Source organism: Chamaesiphon minutus PCC 6605 (assembly GCF_000317145.1).
Taxonomy (GTDB): Bacteria; Cyanobacteriota; Cyanobacteriia; order Cyanobacteriales; family Chamaesiphonaceae; genus Chamaesiphon; species Chamaesiphon minutus.
In genome coordinates this window covers 6,267,399-6,284,095 of the sequence record NC_019697.1, presented here as the reverse complement: position 1 = coordinate 6,284,095, position 16,697 = coordinate 6,267,399, and the positions used below count along the sequence as shown (strand labels likewise).

Below are 16,697 nucleotides of genomic sequence, written 5' to 3'. Positions count from 1 at the left end.
TTACGTGTGTCCTTATACCTGCACCTGATGCTGAGTGTCTGTATTTACGTGTGAGTTCGCGAGCGACTGCTTATCATCGATAGTTATATATCTTCTAGTGTAGCTTCAGTTCTATTATTGCCATATTTGTTTGGGTAATTAACATTTGGTAAAGATCGTGGACGGGTGGGTAATGGGTAATGGGTAATGCTTGGATAGTACCGCTCGCCTAATCCTGTCAATCCTGCTTGGTGTGCTGTATTGTCTTGTCTCGCTTCCATGGTCGGATTTCCCGACGCCTTGCGAGTCGCTAAACCGTCGGGAAATCCGACGTTGGCGTAGCCTCTGCGATAGGAGAAACGCACCTCCGCTAAATCCTTAAATCCTGATGATGGATGGGTGTATGGAGTGACGAATACGAAAGAACGTAGTTCCAAATTACTCGATCGAGCCTCATCCCTAAAACCTAAAACCTAAAACCTAAAACCTAAAGCCTAAAGCCTAAAGCCTAAAACCTAAAGCCTAAAACCTTACGTCTTCGCCAAGGGAGAAATCTGCTTGACTTCAGTATTGAGGTTGACAAAGTAGAGTTCGATATTTAGATCTGGGTAGCGATCTCGAATCGCCCAATACGCTCGACTGAGGTATTCTGTATGGGTCTTAAGTTCTAGTTCGGGATTATCTGCCAGACTGGGATCGATTTTATACTTATAGACCGCACAATCTTGGTGATCGAGAATCAGTACTTTTTTGATCTGATGCAGTCGATAGGAAATATCCAATTGATCCCAAAAGGCATCGGCATCATATTGGTGCGGCATTCCGCTCAGTGCCAAAGACGCTCCAGCTAAGGCCGTAAAGTCGTACTGTCCTCCCAAATTTTGAAGCGACAAAAAGTAACGTTCTGCTTCCAAAATTCGATAATCGATGCAACTAAGTACCAGAGCTTTAGGAAGCTTTTTTTCGGCTCTAGCCGCCGCTGGCGCGATCGTACTAGCTGTTGTCAGCACGCCCACACCAACAAGATGGCGGAGAAATTGACGGCGATCGATCTGCAACGATGCTAAGTGCTGGCGTAGCTTCGGCTGTGAAGAATCGCACTCAGAACACTGACAACTATCCCGCATGTTAATTTACTCTAAATTTAGACAAACTCAACTTGATGCTCCAACGATCGTTTGCTCGATCGGCAGTTATTTACCAATTCCTACCAATGACGGTTACACTTACGTCAAACCCTCCCAGCTTTCCAAGCACCTTCGCAGGATGAGCCGAACTGGCGGTGGTGTTCATCTGGAGCGGCTTTGGTGAGAATTGGTCTGACACCAATGTTTGGGATTTGCCACTTCTAGAGCGAAACTAGAACGGCTAGCACGCAAGTTTAGTCCGCTGTAAATGGCGGTTTTATCGCTGGGGCTAGCGGTGGCGGGATTTTGTTAGTGGCGGACAGTTTACGTCTATATTCTATCAAAACCTAGCGTCTCGAGCGGATTAGTCAGTACGGCAATCATCACTGGGGGATAGCGAACGCTTGCGTCCTTGCGAGCCGCATTCAACCATTACCCATTACCCATCCACCCCGCTATTAGCTTATTCATCGAGAAGACACTGTGATACAATTGCTGATATCACATCAGCAGTTTAACTAAGCTTAATTCGGCTCGATCGACTAGTTAAACCAGCCATTGGCTAGACAATGGCAACGTCGAAACATTCACTAGCTAAGATGGGTCGGAATGAGTAGTTGAATATTTTTCCCATCGGCCACTGTTGTTAACCGTGTCTGCTAATAATGCGGCTTGGGTTTTCAGCTCTTATATTCTTATGTTGTCTATCCGAATGATGCCTGCATCAAACCCCAAGTTGGATGAATTATTAATCGTATCGCAGCTCGCACCATCGCACCTCAACGAGATTGCTAAAGAACTAGATTTAGTCGCGATCGCGCTAGCAGCACTGACGCAACTAGATCGGGCGGCACTGCGACAAGTTGCTACAGACTTGGAGTTAGATGCGCTCGTTTCAGGCTGGCTGGAGAATTGGCCGTCAAATCGCGATACCCACCGCTCCCATGTAGATGTCCAACTGCTACGAGCTTTAGTCATTATCTTGCATCATTTAGCCAAAGAACATCATTCCCTACTGCGTCGAAATATCAGCTATTGGCAAAAGACAAATCAGTATCATCAATTACCACTACAATCGCCATCTTTAGCCGATTATATCGGTAATTTTATTACAATGTATCAGATGCGTTTTGGTACGGATCGGCGCGAGTCCTTTGAAGCACTCACGGAAACAGCCCTCAACTTACTCATCAACTTATTATTCTATAGTAGTCCCAACGGACATCAACGACTTTGGAACGCATTATTGCAACGAGCCGAGCGATCCGCCAGAGGCGAGGCTTCGCCAACGGACAATCCCACTACTTAGAGCTAAACTAATTATTTTTTAATTACTGAATATAATGGAATCTAATAACTTGACAACTCGTACTTATACAGCACCCACCTGTGCGCTGATTGTCTCTAGCAAAACAGAGCCTCGACTCAATCGGCAATCGGGGGTACCGATGGATTTTGTCTTGCATTTAGAAGATCCAGATCGTAGTGAAACCGACCGCATCACTTTGCACGGTCAATCACAGCAGCTAGCTCGGCTCCATCAGGTTGTCAATAAGTATATCTCCGAACTGGTCGCCCAATTCCCGCTCCCAGGTGCCAAGCGCATCGTCGCGATCGAAGAACCAGTGCCAGATAGCGAAGAGCGTAAAGCACCGACCCCAGAGCCAGTCGCAGACACGCCCAGTAGTGCGCGCCTCAATCCCAATTTAGATCCGCGTGCCGCTCGATCGGGAATTCTTAAAAATTTACCAGGATTGCTAAAAGACAATACTTCAGCACCTCCACCTGCATTCACATCGGACGATCGATCGATTATCGATAAACTACTCGGTCGTAAGCCAAAACCCGATCCTGCCAGCATCACTCGACTCATCGGCAGCGGCGATGGGCGATTAACACCCAATTCAGGCCATCAAAGTGCAACAAACCAGCCCTATCTAACGGGCGTTAGCAATGAATCGGTCGGAGGTGAAGTCCGCCAACGCTCTCTCGATCATCAGCTCCACTTAGGCAATCTAGCTACACCAGCATCGGGCGAAACAATTGTCCTTTCAGCCATTCAACTATTCGATCTAGCTACCGTCTTAGACGAATACGCATCCGAACAGATGGCCGTCAGTTCCCCAGCTCCAAGTACAGCATTCGATCGAGTCAGCATTCCAGTCAATGGCGAACAGCCGATCGATCTGGAGGCAGTGGTTTCTCGCTCGCGCTTGCCAAATCTACCACACATGTCTTCAGGGGCAGAGTCTGAACCCATCTATTATCGGACTCGACGGACACGTTCGTCGTGGATGTCAGCCTTGCCGTGGGCCGTAGGCGCGACGATAGCGATGGTCGGAGGGCTATTTATCCTCGACCCCAATTTCAAACCCTTTCAAGATATTGCGAGTATGATGAAATCCCCCAGTTTGGGAGGACCCACAAAATCTACTCCAGTCAAACCAGGAGCAGGGGAATTAGCACAGACCCCCACCTCTGGAACCACAACGACTAACACTACTGGGACTTTACCGACACCGTGGCAACAGCAGCCAGTCCAACCGCCTCAAGTCACTAACCCGATCGACTCTAGCACGAACGCGGCTCAAACACCCGGTAAACTCGGTGTAGCTCCCTTGCCAGATGCGATCGCTACTCAACCAGGACAGACTATCGACAATCCTCTCGGTACGCCCAGCAGCACTACTCAACAGAGCACGGCGAGCATTCTCTCGGGCAATGGCGTTGCTCCCAATCCACTCAATGCAACTCAACCCTCGTCGGTGGCGACCAAACCCACAACTGGCACTGCCAAAACTACCAATCCCGCATCAAAAGCTAAAACTCCTACCAAAACAACCACTGCTAGCGCGCAACTGCCAACCGAGATGACTAGTCCTGGCAAAATCTCGGTTTCCAACCAGCCGATGGCGATTCCACCTTTAAATGCGCCCGCGAGCGTCAACCCGCCGTTTAAAGCCCTCCCCTCCACGGAAGTTCCCAACCAGATCGATCCAGCTATGAGAACTTCAGCCAAAAGATCTGCTACTCAAGCAGCCAAACCTACTCCAAATGCAGTTCTAACCCCATCGTCTAGCTTTGAGCCATTTACACCAGTACCGAGAAATCCCAATCTAATCGACCCCAACCAACCAAATTCAGCAACACCCGATCTGCAAAACCCACCAGTCGTGCCCGACAAACCCTTGCAATCTAACGCAGGGGGAATCGAGCCGGAAGTGCCCTTGCTACAAGAAAGCAGACGTTACTTTCAAGGTAAGTGGAAAGCAGGTAATAATCAACCCAATTCCCTGCAATACGTGGTTCAAGTTAATGGTAAAAGCGGTGTGGTGCGTAGTATAGATCCCCAAGGTGAAGCCGCCAGTGCCTATCTCCGGGAGACTAAATTTATCAAGCCGGGACAAAAACTAGTTTCGCCAGCCGCCGCAGGCAGTAGCGACCAAAAAATTCGGGTGTTATTCCAGCCAGATGGGAATGTCGATACTTTTATCGAACCTTAAATGAGGGCAAAGGGTATAGGGGAAAGGGTATAGGTAAATACTTGCAACGCTTTCCTCCTTCCCCCGCTGAAAACAAGTTTCTCTGCTGTGCGCTAAATAGTCACTTTTGTAATAAGATCGACAAGATCGATAGTCCATCATTGAGAGCAGTCTGTGTTAAATCGTCATCGCTGGGTCATCAATCTAGTAGTAGCTGTGTCTCTGCTGGCTCTAACTGGATTTTCGCTATTTCCCCTATTTAATTTTGTCTTAGATGGTGGGGCTGTGGTTGCCACCGAAGCCAATCGCCTTTCTGCCGCCCAAACTAGTCAACTGCAATCGCAAATCAACGGCTACACTCAGGTATTGCAAAAAGAGCCAGAAAATCAAGTCGCGCTTAAAGGCTTGCTAGATGCTCGGCTGCAACTGGGCGATATCAAAGGCAGCTTGGCACCACTCGAAAAAATTGCCGCACTCAATCCCCAGACTCCCAACTATACAGTGCTAGTCGCTCAGACCAAACAGTATTTGGGAGATCGAGAAGGAGCGACAGCTAGTTATCGGACTGTATTGGCACTGCAACCGCAAAATATTAATGCCCTACAAGGATTGGTAAGTTTACTCATCGATGCCAAACGTCCCGAAGCCGCTATGGGTGTAGTGCAGACCGCTTTGAAGACTGTTGCTACCGATGCAGATGCCACACCGATTAAACTCCTAATGGCGCAAATCTATCTCACCCAACAGCGCAATGCCGATGCGTTAGGGATATATGATGCCGCGATCGAGGCCAATAAGCAAGATTTTCGGCCAGTTTTGGCAAAAGCGCTGGTGTTCAAACAGATGGGTAATCTCACCCAAGCACAGTCGCTGATGAGTACTGCTGTCGATCTAGCTCCGGCTGAGTATAAAGATCAAATTAAGCAATTAGTGCAAGCCACTCAACCACCCAAGGTGACGAGCGCGCCCAGTAAAGTCGCACCCGCACAGAGTAATCCAACTGCTGCACCTCAAGTTGCCAAGTAGTCGCGGGATCTTAGGTTGCCTAGATGTCGTTTTTCCTAAATAAAATCCGCTGTTGCCTATAGTAACAGCGGATTTTATGTCATTAGCCAAAATTGCAATTATCAATTAATAAGATCCTTCTTTACATACAACAACCTTAATTGTTTCGAGTAATATTTTTAAATCGAGAGTCAGAGACCATTGTAAGATATAAACCATATCCCAATAAAAAATCTCATTAGAATCGCTACTAGTACGTCCTTTAACTTGCCATAGTCCAGTAATTCCTGGCAAAACTTCATAGCGCAATAATTTATCGGACGAGAATTGTTCGATATCTTGGATCGATAATTCATAGTCCCTAACTGAGATCGGACGTGGCCCCACTAAGCTCATTCTACCTTGGAGAACGTTGATTAATTGTGGCAACTCATCCAAGCTATACTTGCGCAGAAACTTACCAACTTTAGTAATGCGCGGATCTGCTTTGATTTTAAATAAGACTCCGCCTTTAACTTCATTTTGGGCTTCGAGTTCTGCTTGGAGTTCACTGGCATTTGCTACCATCGTCCTAAACTTCCAAACTTTGAAAGGACGACCTTTGAGACCGATTCGCTCCTGTTTGTAAAAAATCAGGCCGGGGGAAGATCTGCGGATCGCGATCGCGATTGCTAAAAAAACTGGCGATAGGATAACCAGGAGGATAAATGCAGCGACTCGATCCAAGAGTTGTTTCAGCCGAAAACTAGTTCCCAAAATCGAGATAGATTTAAAACGGCTGGTGGTAATCTCACCGATCATCTTGGTTTCCGCAGCTCGTTGTGGTAGCTGTAGCTGCGTCGGTACCATTCTGAGATGAATGCCAACTGATTTTAATTTCCAAAACAAAATAATTTGATTGTCGATCGGCTGCTGCGAGCAGACGAATACCTCACTGACTTTACTGGCTTGAATCAGCGAGAACAGCGGATCTAATTGACTTTGCAGATCCCAATCGGCAAAATCGATGATGCGCTCCACTCTAAATTGCTGGGAGCGTTTGATGATACTTTGGACTTTTTCGATATCCCCGCGCTCTCCCAAGAGGGCTACTGGTTGCTGCAAAATGGGGCAACGATTGCGAATCTGAATAATTAGTAAATCTAATAAAAATCTCGCCGAACCAACAAGTATAAAATTTAACGCCAATGCGAATGCAAATACCGATCTCGTGACCCACCACATTCCTGGTTGGTATAAAAAAGCACCAATCAAGATAGTCGAATGTGCCAATGTTAAAGATTTAAGCAATTTGGCAAATCTGTGCAATCGATCGTCAGTCCCGTAAAATCCCGAAGCGGCAAGAGTCCCGATACTGATGACGATAATCGGCCAGATTGACTCGGAGATCTGGATCGAGCCTGACGTGCCAAGGCGATCTGCACTCTGCCATGAGACGAACAACATTGCAGCATCGAGTAGGATGAGAATCATCGATCGCAACACTACCAGGGGCGTTCGCCAACGAAGAGATAGGTTTGTTGCTCTAATATCTTCGATCTGCCACAGATTACCAGTGAGATCGATTTCGTTGATATCGGTCATGCGATCGCTCCGAGTTTAAAATACTCTGTTGACTTGGACCTGATTTTGGCTACAACATGTAAGTTCCAAATAAATAACTAATGATATGTATTTAGAATACTTTGCAAAACTCGTCCTAAAGATGATCGCCGATAATTACAAACAATGTCAATTGTCATTATGCTGAATCTAGATAACAACGTACCAATCGAGTAGCAACCAAGCTTCGAGTAGCAGCCATCTGTGTTATGGGCTTCAAGAAAGGCAAAAATTGTCAATATTATTCAACATAAAGATTCAATTTAATTCCGCAATATATCTCAATCTATTACAAATTTAGTAAAAATACATTTAAAAAAGACTAAAAAGTATTTTTTATTACAGAATTTATTTTTTGAAATACAAACATATTGTAACATAATTTAAGTCAGTTTGGTAACATGAAGTTACTACCCATAAAATATTGTTAATCTTCGGAAAAAAGCCTCAATTTGCTTGTATTTGAGCGTTTTGTCAATCTACGTACTTTTGCTGATTGCAAATCTGAGGATGACATTGTTATTGTAGTAGTCAGGACATACCAAACCGAGATTTAGATAATTTAAAACTCTGATAGTGCGGTCATTCCTTACAAACCAAATACTTTAGTTGTTGATTTATTAGGAGTAGGCTTCGATGGTCTTTTTCGATCTCAGTCTCTCCAACGTAATCTTCCCATTTTTGTTTTTACTCAAAGGGTACGGGAGATCGAAGTGCAGAAAAGGTGTGACCAAAATCGAAAACGTACAAAACGACGAGCTATCTGCTGTCCGATCCATGGCTGCTACATTGATAGCGTCAGCAAGAAATATCCTTTATTTGCCGATCGCGCCGAACAACTGCAACAGCGAGGAATGCCTCGTCAGAATGCCTTGCGCCTGGTATCAGCGCAGATGGCAGTACCCATTGTGGGAGAATGGATTGAAGCTTTTTGGTGCGATCGATGCCAGCAAACTCAGTGGTATCACGTATGCAGATGCGAAAATGGCAATTTTCAAATTTCGATCGCGCCACGAGATCTATGGCAATATGCAAGTGGGGCCGTTGCTCCGGACGGGAACCCTTCTGTCGGTCAGTTCACTCGTCGGAACTCGCGGATGCTAGGCTGCAACTATACAAAGGATTTTCAGTTTATAGTATAGGTTGGTGATACAATAATTGGCTGCTATTCACTAACGATGTCGGCGATCCGGATAAATCAAATCATTGACAAAATATTAACTGTGTTTTAAGCATTTGTGTTTTTACGATCTCTCAAATGTCTTAACTTATGCTATTAGCGTTATATTATTATGCCTCAATACCTATCTAAATTTCTGTACATTCTTAAAGGGAAGTACAAAACGCTCCTGCTGATGGTATTGCTCTTTATTTTTGTCTCTTGCTTAGAAGTGATAGGTGCTGGCTTGATTGGGCCATTTATCTCTTTAGCTACTAATCCTAATTTAATCGCTGAAAATAATCTCTTAAAATCAATTTATCAAGGATTGAATCTGGAATCTAAAACTCAGTTTTTGAGTTTAATTGGCTGCTCAATAATTGTAATTTTCCTTTTAAAAGCGTTCTTAAGTTTTAACTCTCAAAGATTTATTTTTGAATTCGGCTTCAGGCAGCAAGGTGAACTAGCCGCTAGACTAATGAATCGATATTTAGCAGCACCTTACACTTTTCATTTAGGTAGAAATAGTGCTTCCTTAATTCAAAACATTACAATTGAAACAGAACGTTTTAGTAATGGCGTGATGATGCCACTCCTGACATCGATATCTAATGCCATCGTTACTTTAGCACTAGTAGGACTATTGGTTAAAACCAATGCAATGGCATTGATTATTATTGGTGGGATTTTAATAATTTCCTATGCAATATTAAAATCTTTAAAACATAAAACTATCCGATGGGGAAAGGACTCTTCCGATGCAATGACCGAGATGATCCGATCGATAAATCACGGGATGGGAGGTTTTAAGGAGACAAAAGTCATCGGTTGTGAGTCATACTTTGAAGGTAAGCTAGTATCTCAAATCGAACGATATTCAACTAGTGCCAGTTTAGCATTAAGCTTTGGTAATTTACCCCGATATGCGGTTGAAACTTTCTTGATCGCTTTTTTAATTGGTTTTACTTTTTTTTATATTTCCACCAATCAGGGGAATGCTCAAAATTTAAGCTCGGTATTGGGAATATTTGCATTAGCTTCTATCCGGTTACTTCCCGCAGTTGGTAATATGTTATCTGCTGTTAATACAATTCGATACAATACCTATTCACTGGATAAAATACACTTAGATTTAAAGGAATTAGAGAATACAAATACATCTATAAATAATAAATTTATTGCCTTAAAGGATGAGATTCATTCTAGATTAGTATTCTCATTTAGGGAAAGGATTATTTTAGATGATATTTCATACGGCTATCCTTATGCGGAAAAAACATCTCTAGATCGAGTTTCTCTAACTATTAAAAAAGGAGAAGCGATTGGTTTAATCGGCAGATCGGGAGCTGGTAAAACTACTCTTGTGGATGTTATTTTAGGTCTATTAGTTCCTCAGCATGGAGATATCACAGTTGATGGTGCCTCAATCTATTCAGATCTTAGAGCTTGGCAAAATTCAATAGGATATGTTCCTCAATCGATCTTTCTAATCGATGACACACTCGAACGAAATATTGCATTTGGCGTTGAAGATAGATCGATCGATCTTCAACGACTACACAAGGCAATTGTAGCAGCACAACTAGAAGAAGTAGTCGAACAACTTCCGCAAGGGCTAAATACGATGGTCGGTGAACGAGGAGTACTTTTGTCTGGCGGTCAACGTCAAAGAGTCGGTATCGCTCGCGCTCTCTATCACGAGCGAGAAATCCTGGTTTTTGATGAAGCAACTGCTGCTTTAGATAATGAGACAGAGGGTTTAGTTACAGAAGCAATTAAATCTTTGAGCGGGATTAAGACCATGATTATTATCGCTCATCGTCTCTCTACTATCGAACATTGCGATCGCATTTACGAGTTGGATCGAGGTAGGTTAGTAAGATCGGGTAGTTATAGTGAAGTTATTTTAGAGAATTAGACAAAATAATGAAAGTCTTACACTTGAGTACTTTCGACCTGGTCGGTGGTGCAGCAAGAGCAGCCTATCGTACCCATCAGGCTATGCTCGGAATTAACATTGACTCCAAGTTAATCGTTCAACATAAACAGAGTAGCGATCCCACAGTGATTGCTGCCGAAGGTAAGTTGTTTGCCAAATTGCGCTCGGCAGGAGATGATTCTGTTCTCAATTTCTATCAACATCGCCAACATATGTTCTCACCGCAGTGGTTTCCCGATGCGTTGATTAAGAGCGTAGATCGATTTACTCCCGATTTGATCAATCTCAACTGGGTTTGTAATGGTTTCGTAGCTGTGGAAACTTTGACGAAGTTCAAACAGCCATTAGTCTGGACGCTCCAAGATATGTGGGCCTTTACAGGCGGCTGTCATTATACTGGAGGCTGCGATCGCTATACGCAAGCCTGTGGTAATTGTCCCCAACTCCAAAGTCATCGCGAAGCAGATCTGTCGCGCTCGGTGTGGCAGCGCAAAGCTAGGATGTGGAAAAACCTCAACCTTACGGTAGTTGCCCCTAGTGAGTGGATGGCAAAATGCGCCCAAACCTCCTCCCTGTTTAGCGATGTGCGGGTAGAAGTAATTCCCTTTGGACTGGATACTAATATATTTAAGCCGATCGATTCCAGCATCGCCAGAGAGTTGTTGAATTTACCCCAAGCCAAGCACCTAGTTCTATTTGGAGCGATCGATGCCACAGGCGATCCCCGCAAGGGCTTTCACCTGCTGCAACAGGCTCTAAATCGTTTGCTAGAGACGGGTTGGGGCGATCGGATCGAACTAGTTGTCTTCGGCTCTGCTAAGCCGGATCGGCCCCTAGACTTAGGCTTTCCCGTGCATTATTTGGGCAAGTTACAAGACGATCTATCTCTGCAAATTGCCTATGCTGCTGCCGATGTGATGATTGCCCCCTCAATTGAGGAGGCATTCGGGCAGACAGCTTCCGAATCTCTCGCCTGTGGTACGCCTGTAGTCGTGTTTGCCAATACTGGCTTAGCAGACATTGTCGATTGCCACCAAAATGGATATGTAGCCCAGTACTGTGATACAGCAGATCTGGCGAGGGGGATCGCGTGGGTGCTGGAGGACTCAGAGCGACATTGCCGCTTGCGACAGGCGGCACGGGAGAAAGCAGAGCGCGAGTATGCGATGCAAGTCCAAGCACATCGATACCAAGCCCTATTCCACAAAATTCTCGATCGGTCAAAATCCAATCCCACTCGTTAGCCCCGACCCCACATTAGCGGTAATGTCGATTCAACCTCGTCAGTAAGTCATGAAGTATTCAGCCCCTGCCCGACAGTCGATCTACAACTCGCCTCGGCTAATGTTATTCGACCTAGCGTTGGGAGGGCATCACGGTAATTATATTCAACATCTAGTCGAGCGGGCATACCAGCAAGGATTTAGGGGGGCGATTGATATCGTTGTTTTACCGCAGTTTGCGGACATCCATCAAGATACAGTTGCGGCGATCGACCGCAACCAAGATGTGCCAATCGATTTAGTCCCGATTTCAGCAGCAGAAGCAACGTCATTAGGCTCCCGTCATTCGGGGCTGAGTCGCGCACTCCGTAACGTGCGCGAATGGCAAATTTTTTGCAAATATGCCAAAGATTTGCAAACAACCCACGCGTTAATCATGTATTTAGATACTTGCGAACTCCCACTAGCGATGGGGATGCAGTCACCCTGTCCATTTTCGGGGATCTACTTTAGACCGACTTTTCACTACAAGATGTTTGAAAATTACTGTCCCGATCGCCACGACAAGCTTCAATATTGGCGAGAACGGTTAACCTTCTCGCGGATCTCGAACAACCCCCAACTTCAGACCATGTTTTGTCTCGATCCCTTTGCGGTTAAGGCAATCGCGTCCCAACACCATACTACTAAGATCGTCCATCTTGCCGACCCAGTTCAACCTTACCCCGCGATGCCATCAGATCTGGCAACTTTAAAAACAGAGTTGGGGATCGAAGCACATCGGCGTGTATTTTTGCTATTTGGTGGTTTGGACGAGCGCAAAGGAATTTATCAACTTTTAGAGGCGATCCAATTATTATCGTCAGAACTTTGCGATCGCCTTTGCTTACTATTAGTGGGTGGAACCGATCCGGCACGACAAGCAACTATTCACCAAAAAATTGCAGTAATTCGTCAAACATTACCACTTCAAGCGATCGAGCATTACGATTTTATTCCCGAAGCAGATGTCCCTCCTTATTTTCAATTGGCAGATGTCATCTTGGCTCCCTATCAACGTCATGTTGGTATGAGTGGAATCCTGCTGCTGGCGGCGGCGGCAGGCAAACCTGTATTGAGTTCTGATTATGGTTTAATGGGCGAGTTGGCACGGCGATACCAGTTAGGTTTAGTGGTAGATTCTACCAAACCGACAGAAATTGCTCGGGCACTTGCTACTTTTCTATCGGTGTCACCGCCAACATTATCCAATCCCAGTCAAATGAAACTATTTGCCGAACAAAACTCGATCGAGCTATATGCCAGCACAATTTTTAAACAATTATTTCCCGATCTCTTGTAATTAAATTATAGGTATGTTGATTCTACCTATGAAGTTAATACATCTTGAATTGTAACCTGCTATGTAATTTTATCTATTTTAAGAACTTAAATATAATTATTCTGCACCAATTTACTTGTAAATGAACACAGGATTAAAATTAGCACCTAAATCAAAAGGATATGTTACGAACTTAAAGTTGACGTTGTTTGGACTAGGCACCGCTCTCTTTTCTAGAGTTTTTACTATATTCAAAATTCCTTCTACAATCAACTTCCTGCATTTTTTTGCCGTTCCGCTTGCTTGTGCTTCAGTATTGTTTAACTCTCGGAGTAAAGATCGCCAACAAATTGCTATCTCCAAAAGTCTTTTACTGGGATTGTTTCTGTTATTAATAGTTTTGTTTGCCAGTGCTTTACTCAATCATGCTGGAATTATTAATACAGTTTTAGACTACTTATTGCTAACAGAACCATTTATTTTGATTCTGACGATTGTCAGTATGCCGATGACATCCCACAGTTATCAGAACTTTCGTAATTGGATTTTGCAAGCGTGTCTAATTAACACGATCTTTGCCTATATTCAGAAATACGTGTTTCACATGGAAAAGCTCTTTGGTAAAGAAGATAATATTAAGGGAATTTTTATTGGTCAGGGTGCTGGACATGTTATTGGTGGTTCTGTAGCGATGACTTTTGGCATTTACTATTGTGTAAATGCTAAAGAAAAACCACTCTGGTTTCGGATTGCGGTATTGTTAGCTTGTCTCAATCAGGTGATTATCTCAGATACTAAGCAAGTATTGCTATCATTTATCGTCGGATACATAATTTTGTATTTTGTGACCTTTAAAGATCTAACTAAGGCAATACTATACTTTATTATTGGAGTGCTGTTTTTCAGTGTCTTCTACTGGGCTATCTATAATTTTGAATTTCTTGCCGCCTACAAAACATGGATCAGACCAGAAATTTATGGCCCAGAAGGGGAAGCAACCCAGTTAAAATTTGCGACCTTTCGGATCGTACCGCAGTATTTTCACTCACCCCTCAATTGGTGGTTGGGATTGGGTCCTGGTCATACAGTGGGACGATTGGGTGGATGGATGATCCCTAGCTATTGGAATTTATTTCAACCACTGGGGGCAACCATCCATCCAGCTAGTGTCTCTGTTTGGACAGCCGTAGCCAACAGTTGGCTGGGGGATCAATCGAGTATGTTTTCTCCTCTATTTGGTTGGGCAGGCATCTGGGGTGATTTGGGACTACTGGGATTAGGAACTTATTTTTATCTGGCAATCTTGGTCTGGCGTTATGTTTGTGTGACAGATACAGCTAAATACCTAATGTTGACAATATTCGTCTTTGGTACGATCTTCTCCCAGTTGGAAGAACCAGGCTACACTCTGGTTGTCGCTAGCTTGATTGGATTAGATTGGCAGAAGTCTAGACTTGAGACTCCCAAGAGCTTACAAACATAGTTCGCTCGAGAATCGCTTAACTTAGGGCAATTTAAAAGTGCGTAAGACTCTAAGTACAATCGCAGTTATTACAATTGACACAATCACCTGTAAGGGCGATTGTTGGTTGCCACCTTGCTCCGATCCTTCAGCTAATGCAGGATCGCAAAGACATAAAAATACACTTGATAGGATCAAAAACTTAAATCTAGACATCATTTTATGAATTAGCACAAAATCTTTTACGTACTCACTAAATTATCTTCGATTTATTTAATAATGTCCCCGAACACAATTATTTTAGAGGTATTTCAATGCCCGAACTAAATCCTCGCGTAGCTTTCTTTCTCGGCTCATTTGGTGGCGGCGGCATCGAGCGGATTACAGCTCATCTGGCACATAATTTTGTCAAGTTGGGTGTGAAAGTTGACCTAATCCTCAACAGAGCCGATAGTACTCATCTATGGCAAATGCCAGTGGAAACTAGGGTCATCGACTTAAATGCCCGTAACGTGTATCTGAGTCTGCCAGGACTAGTGCGTTATATCAAGAAAGAGCGACCAATAGCCTTGCTGGCAACCGATCATTACCTCAATGAAATTGCGCTGTTGGCCAAACAGATCGCGGGAGTCCCACTGCGGCTGGTTGTCGCTGAACATAACCAACTTTCAAAAACAGCTAGGAATGCAACCAAACTGAAGATACGATTGGTACCTATGTTCGTTCGGATCTTGTATCCCTGGGCTGATGCCATTATTGCCGTTTCTCAAGGAGTTGCTCGAGACCTTGCTGAGATCGCTTCGCTACCGTTAGCAAGCATTGAGACAATTTACAACCCAGTAATTAGTTCCCAAATGTTTGAGCAGGCTAGAGAGCCAGTGGAGCATCCTTGGTTTAGCTCGGCAGAGGTGCCAGTGATTTTGGGTGTTGGTAAATTGGAACAGCAAAAAGATTTTCCCAATCTGATCCGCGCTTTTGCAAAAGTACGACAAGTAAGACCCACGCGTCTGGTTATCTTGGGCTGGGGACCTGACCGCCCAGAACTAGAAGCTCTCATCCAAGCTATGGGTCTGCAAGATGATGTGGATTTGCCTGGACACGTCCAGAATCCCTATGCCTATATGGCGCGATCAGCAGTATTTGTCCTGTCATCTGCTTGGGAAGGCTTAGGGGTAGTCCTAATTGAAGCAATGGCGTTAGGCATCCCGGTCGTATCTACCGATTGTGAAAGTGGCCCATCAGAGATCTTAGCTGATGGTAAATATGGCTACTTGACTCCTGTAGGAGACAGCGACGCCCTGGCAGATGCCATTCTACAGGTGTTATCGGGTCGAGTTAAATCTATCGACTCAATCTCGCTGGCTCGGTTTGATGTGGAAACTGCCACCCAAAAGTATCTCAAAATTTTAGGTGTTACTTGAAGATTTCACCCATAGTTTTATCTATGTGTTGTCGATTGTGATCATTATAGATTGTAATCAAGTATTTATGGAAAAATCAGCGAGGACTAGTAATATGTCAGATGCTTATAGCTACAATGTCGAACAGATTAAAGAACATTATGAGCTTGAGAAAAGTTTAGCAAAGCGATTGCGAAACTCAACTAAACAAGAACGTCAATACTTATATACAGAGCTATATGATGAATTATTTACTAAAATTTATTTTCTCCCACAGTTAAGTGTGAAAGCCGATCCAGCAGCGGCTGCCTGGATCGTAGCCCAGCGGATGCAGTTGATTGAGAGTTTCCTAATTCCCGATCTTATCTTTCTGGAAATTGGACCTGGAGATTGTACTCTCTCCCTAGAGATTACAAAACACGTTAAAAAAGTTTATGCACTAGATGTTTCTAATGAGATTACCAAAAATTTAGCGATGCCAGACAACTTTGAACTAATTATCTCGGATGGCTGTTCCATCCCGCTCCCCGATAACTCGGTTAACCTAGCATACAGCCATCAATTGATGGAACATTTACATCCTGATGATGCAGTCGAACAACTCCAAGCTGTCTGTCGCACGCTGGTTCCTGGTGGTACCTATATCTGTATCACACCCAATCGATTATCTGGCCCTCACGATGTCTCACAGTATTTTGATGAGGTAGCAACTGGATTTCATTTGAAAGAATATCTACTCAGTGAGCTATATCAACTGTTTTGTACAGCCGGATTTTCCAAAGTGAGTCTCTACAAAAGCTATAAAACGACTCATCTTCAAATCCCCCTATCTTCGCTTACTATGTGGCTATTTGTGGCGATCGAATCATTTCTGCAGATTTTACCCTTCCCGCTGCGACGGAAAATTGCCAGTTTGCCAATGCTGTTTAGAGGCATGACTGTTGTTGGTGTCAAATAGGCTTAGTAGCTATTTTTGACCATTCTCCCAGTCAGTTCCA

Annotated in this window: 14 protein-coding genes; 11 read left to right on the top strand and 3 right to left on the bottom strand. The window is 44.2% G+C overall.

The window, feature by feature from the left end:
* Positions 1 to 83 precede the first annotated feature (83 nt).
* Both CHA6605_RS28835 and CHA6605_RS28830 read right to left on the bottom strand, forming a co-directional pair.
* Positions 84 to 416, bottom strand: a complete 333-nt coding sequence (locus CHA6605_RS28835) for a hypothetical protein (protein ID WP_041548531.1) — start codon at positions 414 to 416, stop codon at positions 84 to 86.
* Between the two features lie 93 nt (positions 417 to 509).
* The gene (locus CHA6605_RS28830) at positions 510 to 1,106 is read right to left on the bottom strand and encodes a carbonic anhydrase (protein WP_015162881.1); all 597 of its coding nucleotides are present in this window, start codon (positions 1,104 to 1,106) and stop codon (positions 510 to 512) included.
* Between CHA6605_RS28830 and CHA6605_RS34745 the strand changes: the two genes are divergently transcribed.
* From CHA6605_RS34745 to CHA6605_RS28815, 4 genes are all read left to right on the top strand, one after another.
* On the top strand, positions 1,105 to 1,290 hold the full coding sequence (locus tag CHA6605_RS34745; protein ID WP_157260136.1) for a hypothetical protein: 186 nt from the start codon (positions 1,105 to 1,107) through the stop codon (positions 1,288 to 1,290). The two genes, CHA6605_RS28830 and CHA6605_RS34745, sit on opposite strands and share 2 nt — an antisense overlap.
* Before the next feature lie 513 nt (positions 1,291 to 1,803).
* Positions 1,804 to 2,415 carry a DUF3038 domain-containing protein gene (locus CHA6605_RS28825; protein ID WP_157260135.1) on the top strand — a complete coding sequence of 204 codons (612 nt, stop codon included), beginning with the start codon at positions 1,804 to 1,806 and terminating at the stop codon, positions 2,413 to 2,415.
* Between the two features lie 34 nt (positions 2,416 to 2,449).
* Positions 2,450 to 4,609: a DUF4335 domain-containing protein gene (locus CHA6605_RS28820; protein WP_015162879.1), complete on the top strand. Its 2,160-nt coding sequence runs from the start codon at positions 2,450 to 2,452 to the stop codon at positions 4,607 to 4,609.
* Positions 4,610 to 4,762: 153 nt separating this feature from the next.
* Positions 4,763 to 5,614, top strand: coding sequence for a tetratricopeptide repeat protein (locus CHA6605_RS28815; RefSeq protein ID WP_015162878.1), 852 nt, complete (start codon positions 4,763 to 4,765; stop codon positions 5,612 to 5,614).
* A gap of 105 nt (positions 5,615 to 5,719) precedes the next feature.
* On the opposite strand, the gene CHA6605_RS28810 is transcribed toward CHA6605_RS28815, so the two are convergent.
* Positions 5,720 to 7,177: a sugar transferase gene (locus tag CHA6605_RS28810; protein ID WP_015162877.1), complete on the bottom strand. Its 1,458-nt coding sequence runs from the start codon at positions 7,175 to 7,177 to the stop codon at positions 5,720 to 5,722.
* Positions 7,178 to 7,908: 731 nt separating this feature from the next.
* Between CHA6605_RS28810 and CHA6605_RS28805 the strand changes: the two genes are divergently transcribed.
* The 7 genes from CHA6605_RS28805 (at position 7,909) to CHA6605_RS28775 (ending at position 16,657) form a co-directional block, all read left to right on the top strand.
* Positions 7,909 to 8,337, top strand: coding sequence for a hypothetical protein (locus tag CHA6605_RS28805; protein ID WP_086936288.1), 429 nt, complete (start codon positions 7,909 to 7,911; stop codon positions 8,335 to 8,337).
* Between the two features lie 150 nt (positions 8,338 to 8,487).
* Entirely contained in the window at positions 8,488 to 10,272 is a 1,785-nt protein-coding gene (locus tag CHA6605_RS28800) for an ABC transporter ATP-binding protein (protein WP_015162875.1), read from the top strand.
* Positions 10,273 to 10,280: 8 nt separating this feature from the next.
* On the top strand, positions 10,281 to 11,537 hold the full coding sequence (locus tag CHA6605_RS28795; RefSeq protein WP_015162874.1) for a glycosyltransferase family 4 protein: 1,257 nt from the start codon (positions 10,281 to 10,283) through the stop codon (positions 11,535 to 11,537).
* Between the two features lie 49 nt (positions 11,538 to 11,586).
* The gene (locus tag CHA6605_RS28790; protein WP_198288410.1) at positions 11,587 to 12,858 is read left to right on the top strand and encodes a glycosyltransferase family 4 protein; all 1,272 of its coding nucleotides are present in this window, start codon (positions 11,587 to 11,589) and stop codon (positions 12,856 to 12,858) included.
* A gap of 121 nt (positions 12,859 to 12,979) precedes the next feature.
* Positions 12,980 to 14,320 carry a hypothetical protein gene (locus CHA6605_RS28785; RefSeq protein WP_015162872.1) on the top strand — a complete coding sequence of 447 codons (1,341 nt, stop codon included), beginning with the start codon at positions 12,980 to 12,982 and terminating at the stop codon, positions 14,318 to 14,320.
* 293 nt (positions 14,321 to 14,613) lie between these two features.
* On the top strand, positions 14,614 to 15,720 hold the full coding sequence (locus CHA6605_RS28780) for a glycosyltransferase (RefSeq protein WP_015162870.1): 1,107 nt from the start codon (positions 14,614 to 14,616) through the stop codon (positions 15,718 to 15,720).
* A 94-nt stretch (positions 15,721 to 15,814) separates the two neighbouring features.
* Positions 15,815 to 16,657 carry a class I SAM-dependent methyltransferase gene (locus CHA6605_RS28775; RefSeq protein ID WP_015162869.1) on the top strand — a complete coding sequence of 281 codons (843 nt, stop codon included), beginning with the start codon at positions 15,815 to 15,817 and terminating at the stop codon, positions 16,655 to 16,657.
* The last annotated feature ends 40 nt before the right edge of the window (positions 16,658 to 16,697 follow it).

What these genes read in the sequence shown, in the direction of transcription:
- CHA6605_RS34745 (WP_157260136.1), top strand. Translation starts at nt 1,105, where the DNA reads ATGTTAATTTACTCTAAATTTAGACAAACTCAACTTGATGCTCCAACG.
- CHA6605_RS28810 (WP_015162877.1), bottom strand. Translation starts at nt 7,177, where the DNA reads ATGACCGATATCAACGAAATCGATCTCACTGGTAATCTGTGGCAGATC.
- CHA6605_RS28775 (WP_015162869.1), top strand. Translation starts at nt 15,815, where the DNA reads ATGTCAGATGCTTATAGCTACAATGTCGAACAGATTAAAGAACATTAT.
- CHA6605_RS28780 (WP_015162870.1), top strand. Translation starts at nt 14,614, where the DNA reads ATGCCCGAACTAAATCCTCGCGTAGCTTTCTTTCTCGGCTCATTTGGT.
- CHA6605_RS28800 (WP_015162875.1), top strand. Translation starts at nt 8,488, where the DNA reads ATGCCTCAATACCTATCTAAATTTCTGTACATTCTTAAAGGGAAGTAC.
- CHA6605_RS28820 (WP_015162879.1), top strand. Translation starts at nt 2,450, where the DNA reads ATGGAATCTAATAACTTGACAACTCGTACTTATACAGCACCCACCTGT.
- CHA6605_RS28790 (WP_198288410.1), top strand. Translation starts at nt 11,587, where the DNA reads ATGAAGTATTCAGCCCCTGCCCGACAGTCGATCTACAACTCGCCTCGG.
- CHA6605_RS28830 (WP_015162881.1), bottom strand. Translation starts at nt 1,106, where the DNA reads ATGCGGGATAGTTGTCAGTGTTCTGAGTGCGATTCTTCACAGCCGAAG.
- CHA6605_RS28785 (WP_015162872.1), top strand. Translation starts at nt 12,980, where the DNA reads ATGAACACAGGATTAAAATTAGCACCTAAATCAAAAGGATATGTTACG.
- CHA6605_RS28825 (WP_157260135.1), top strand. Translation starts at nt 1,804, where the DNA reads ATGTTGTCTATCCGAATGATGCCTGCATCAAACCCCAAGTTGGATGAA.
- CHA6605_RS28795 (WP_015162874.1), top strand. Translation starts at nt 10,281, where the DNA reads ATGAAAGTCTTACACTTGAGTACTTTCGACCTGGTCGGTGGTGCAGCA.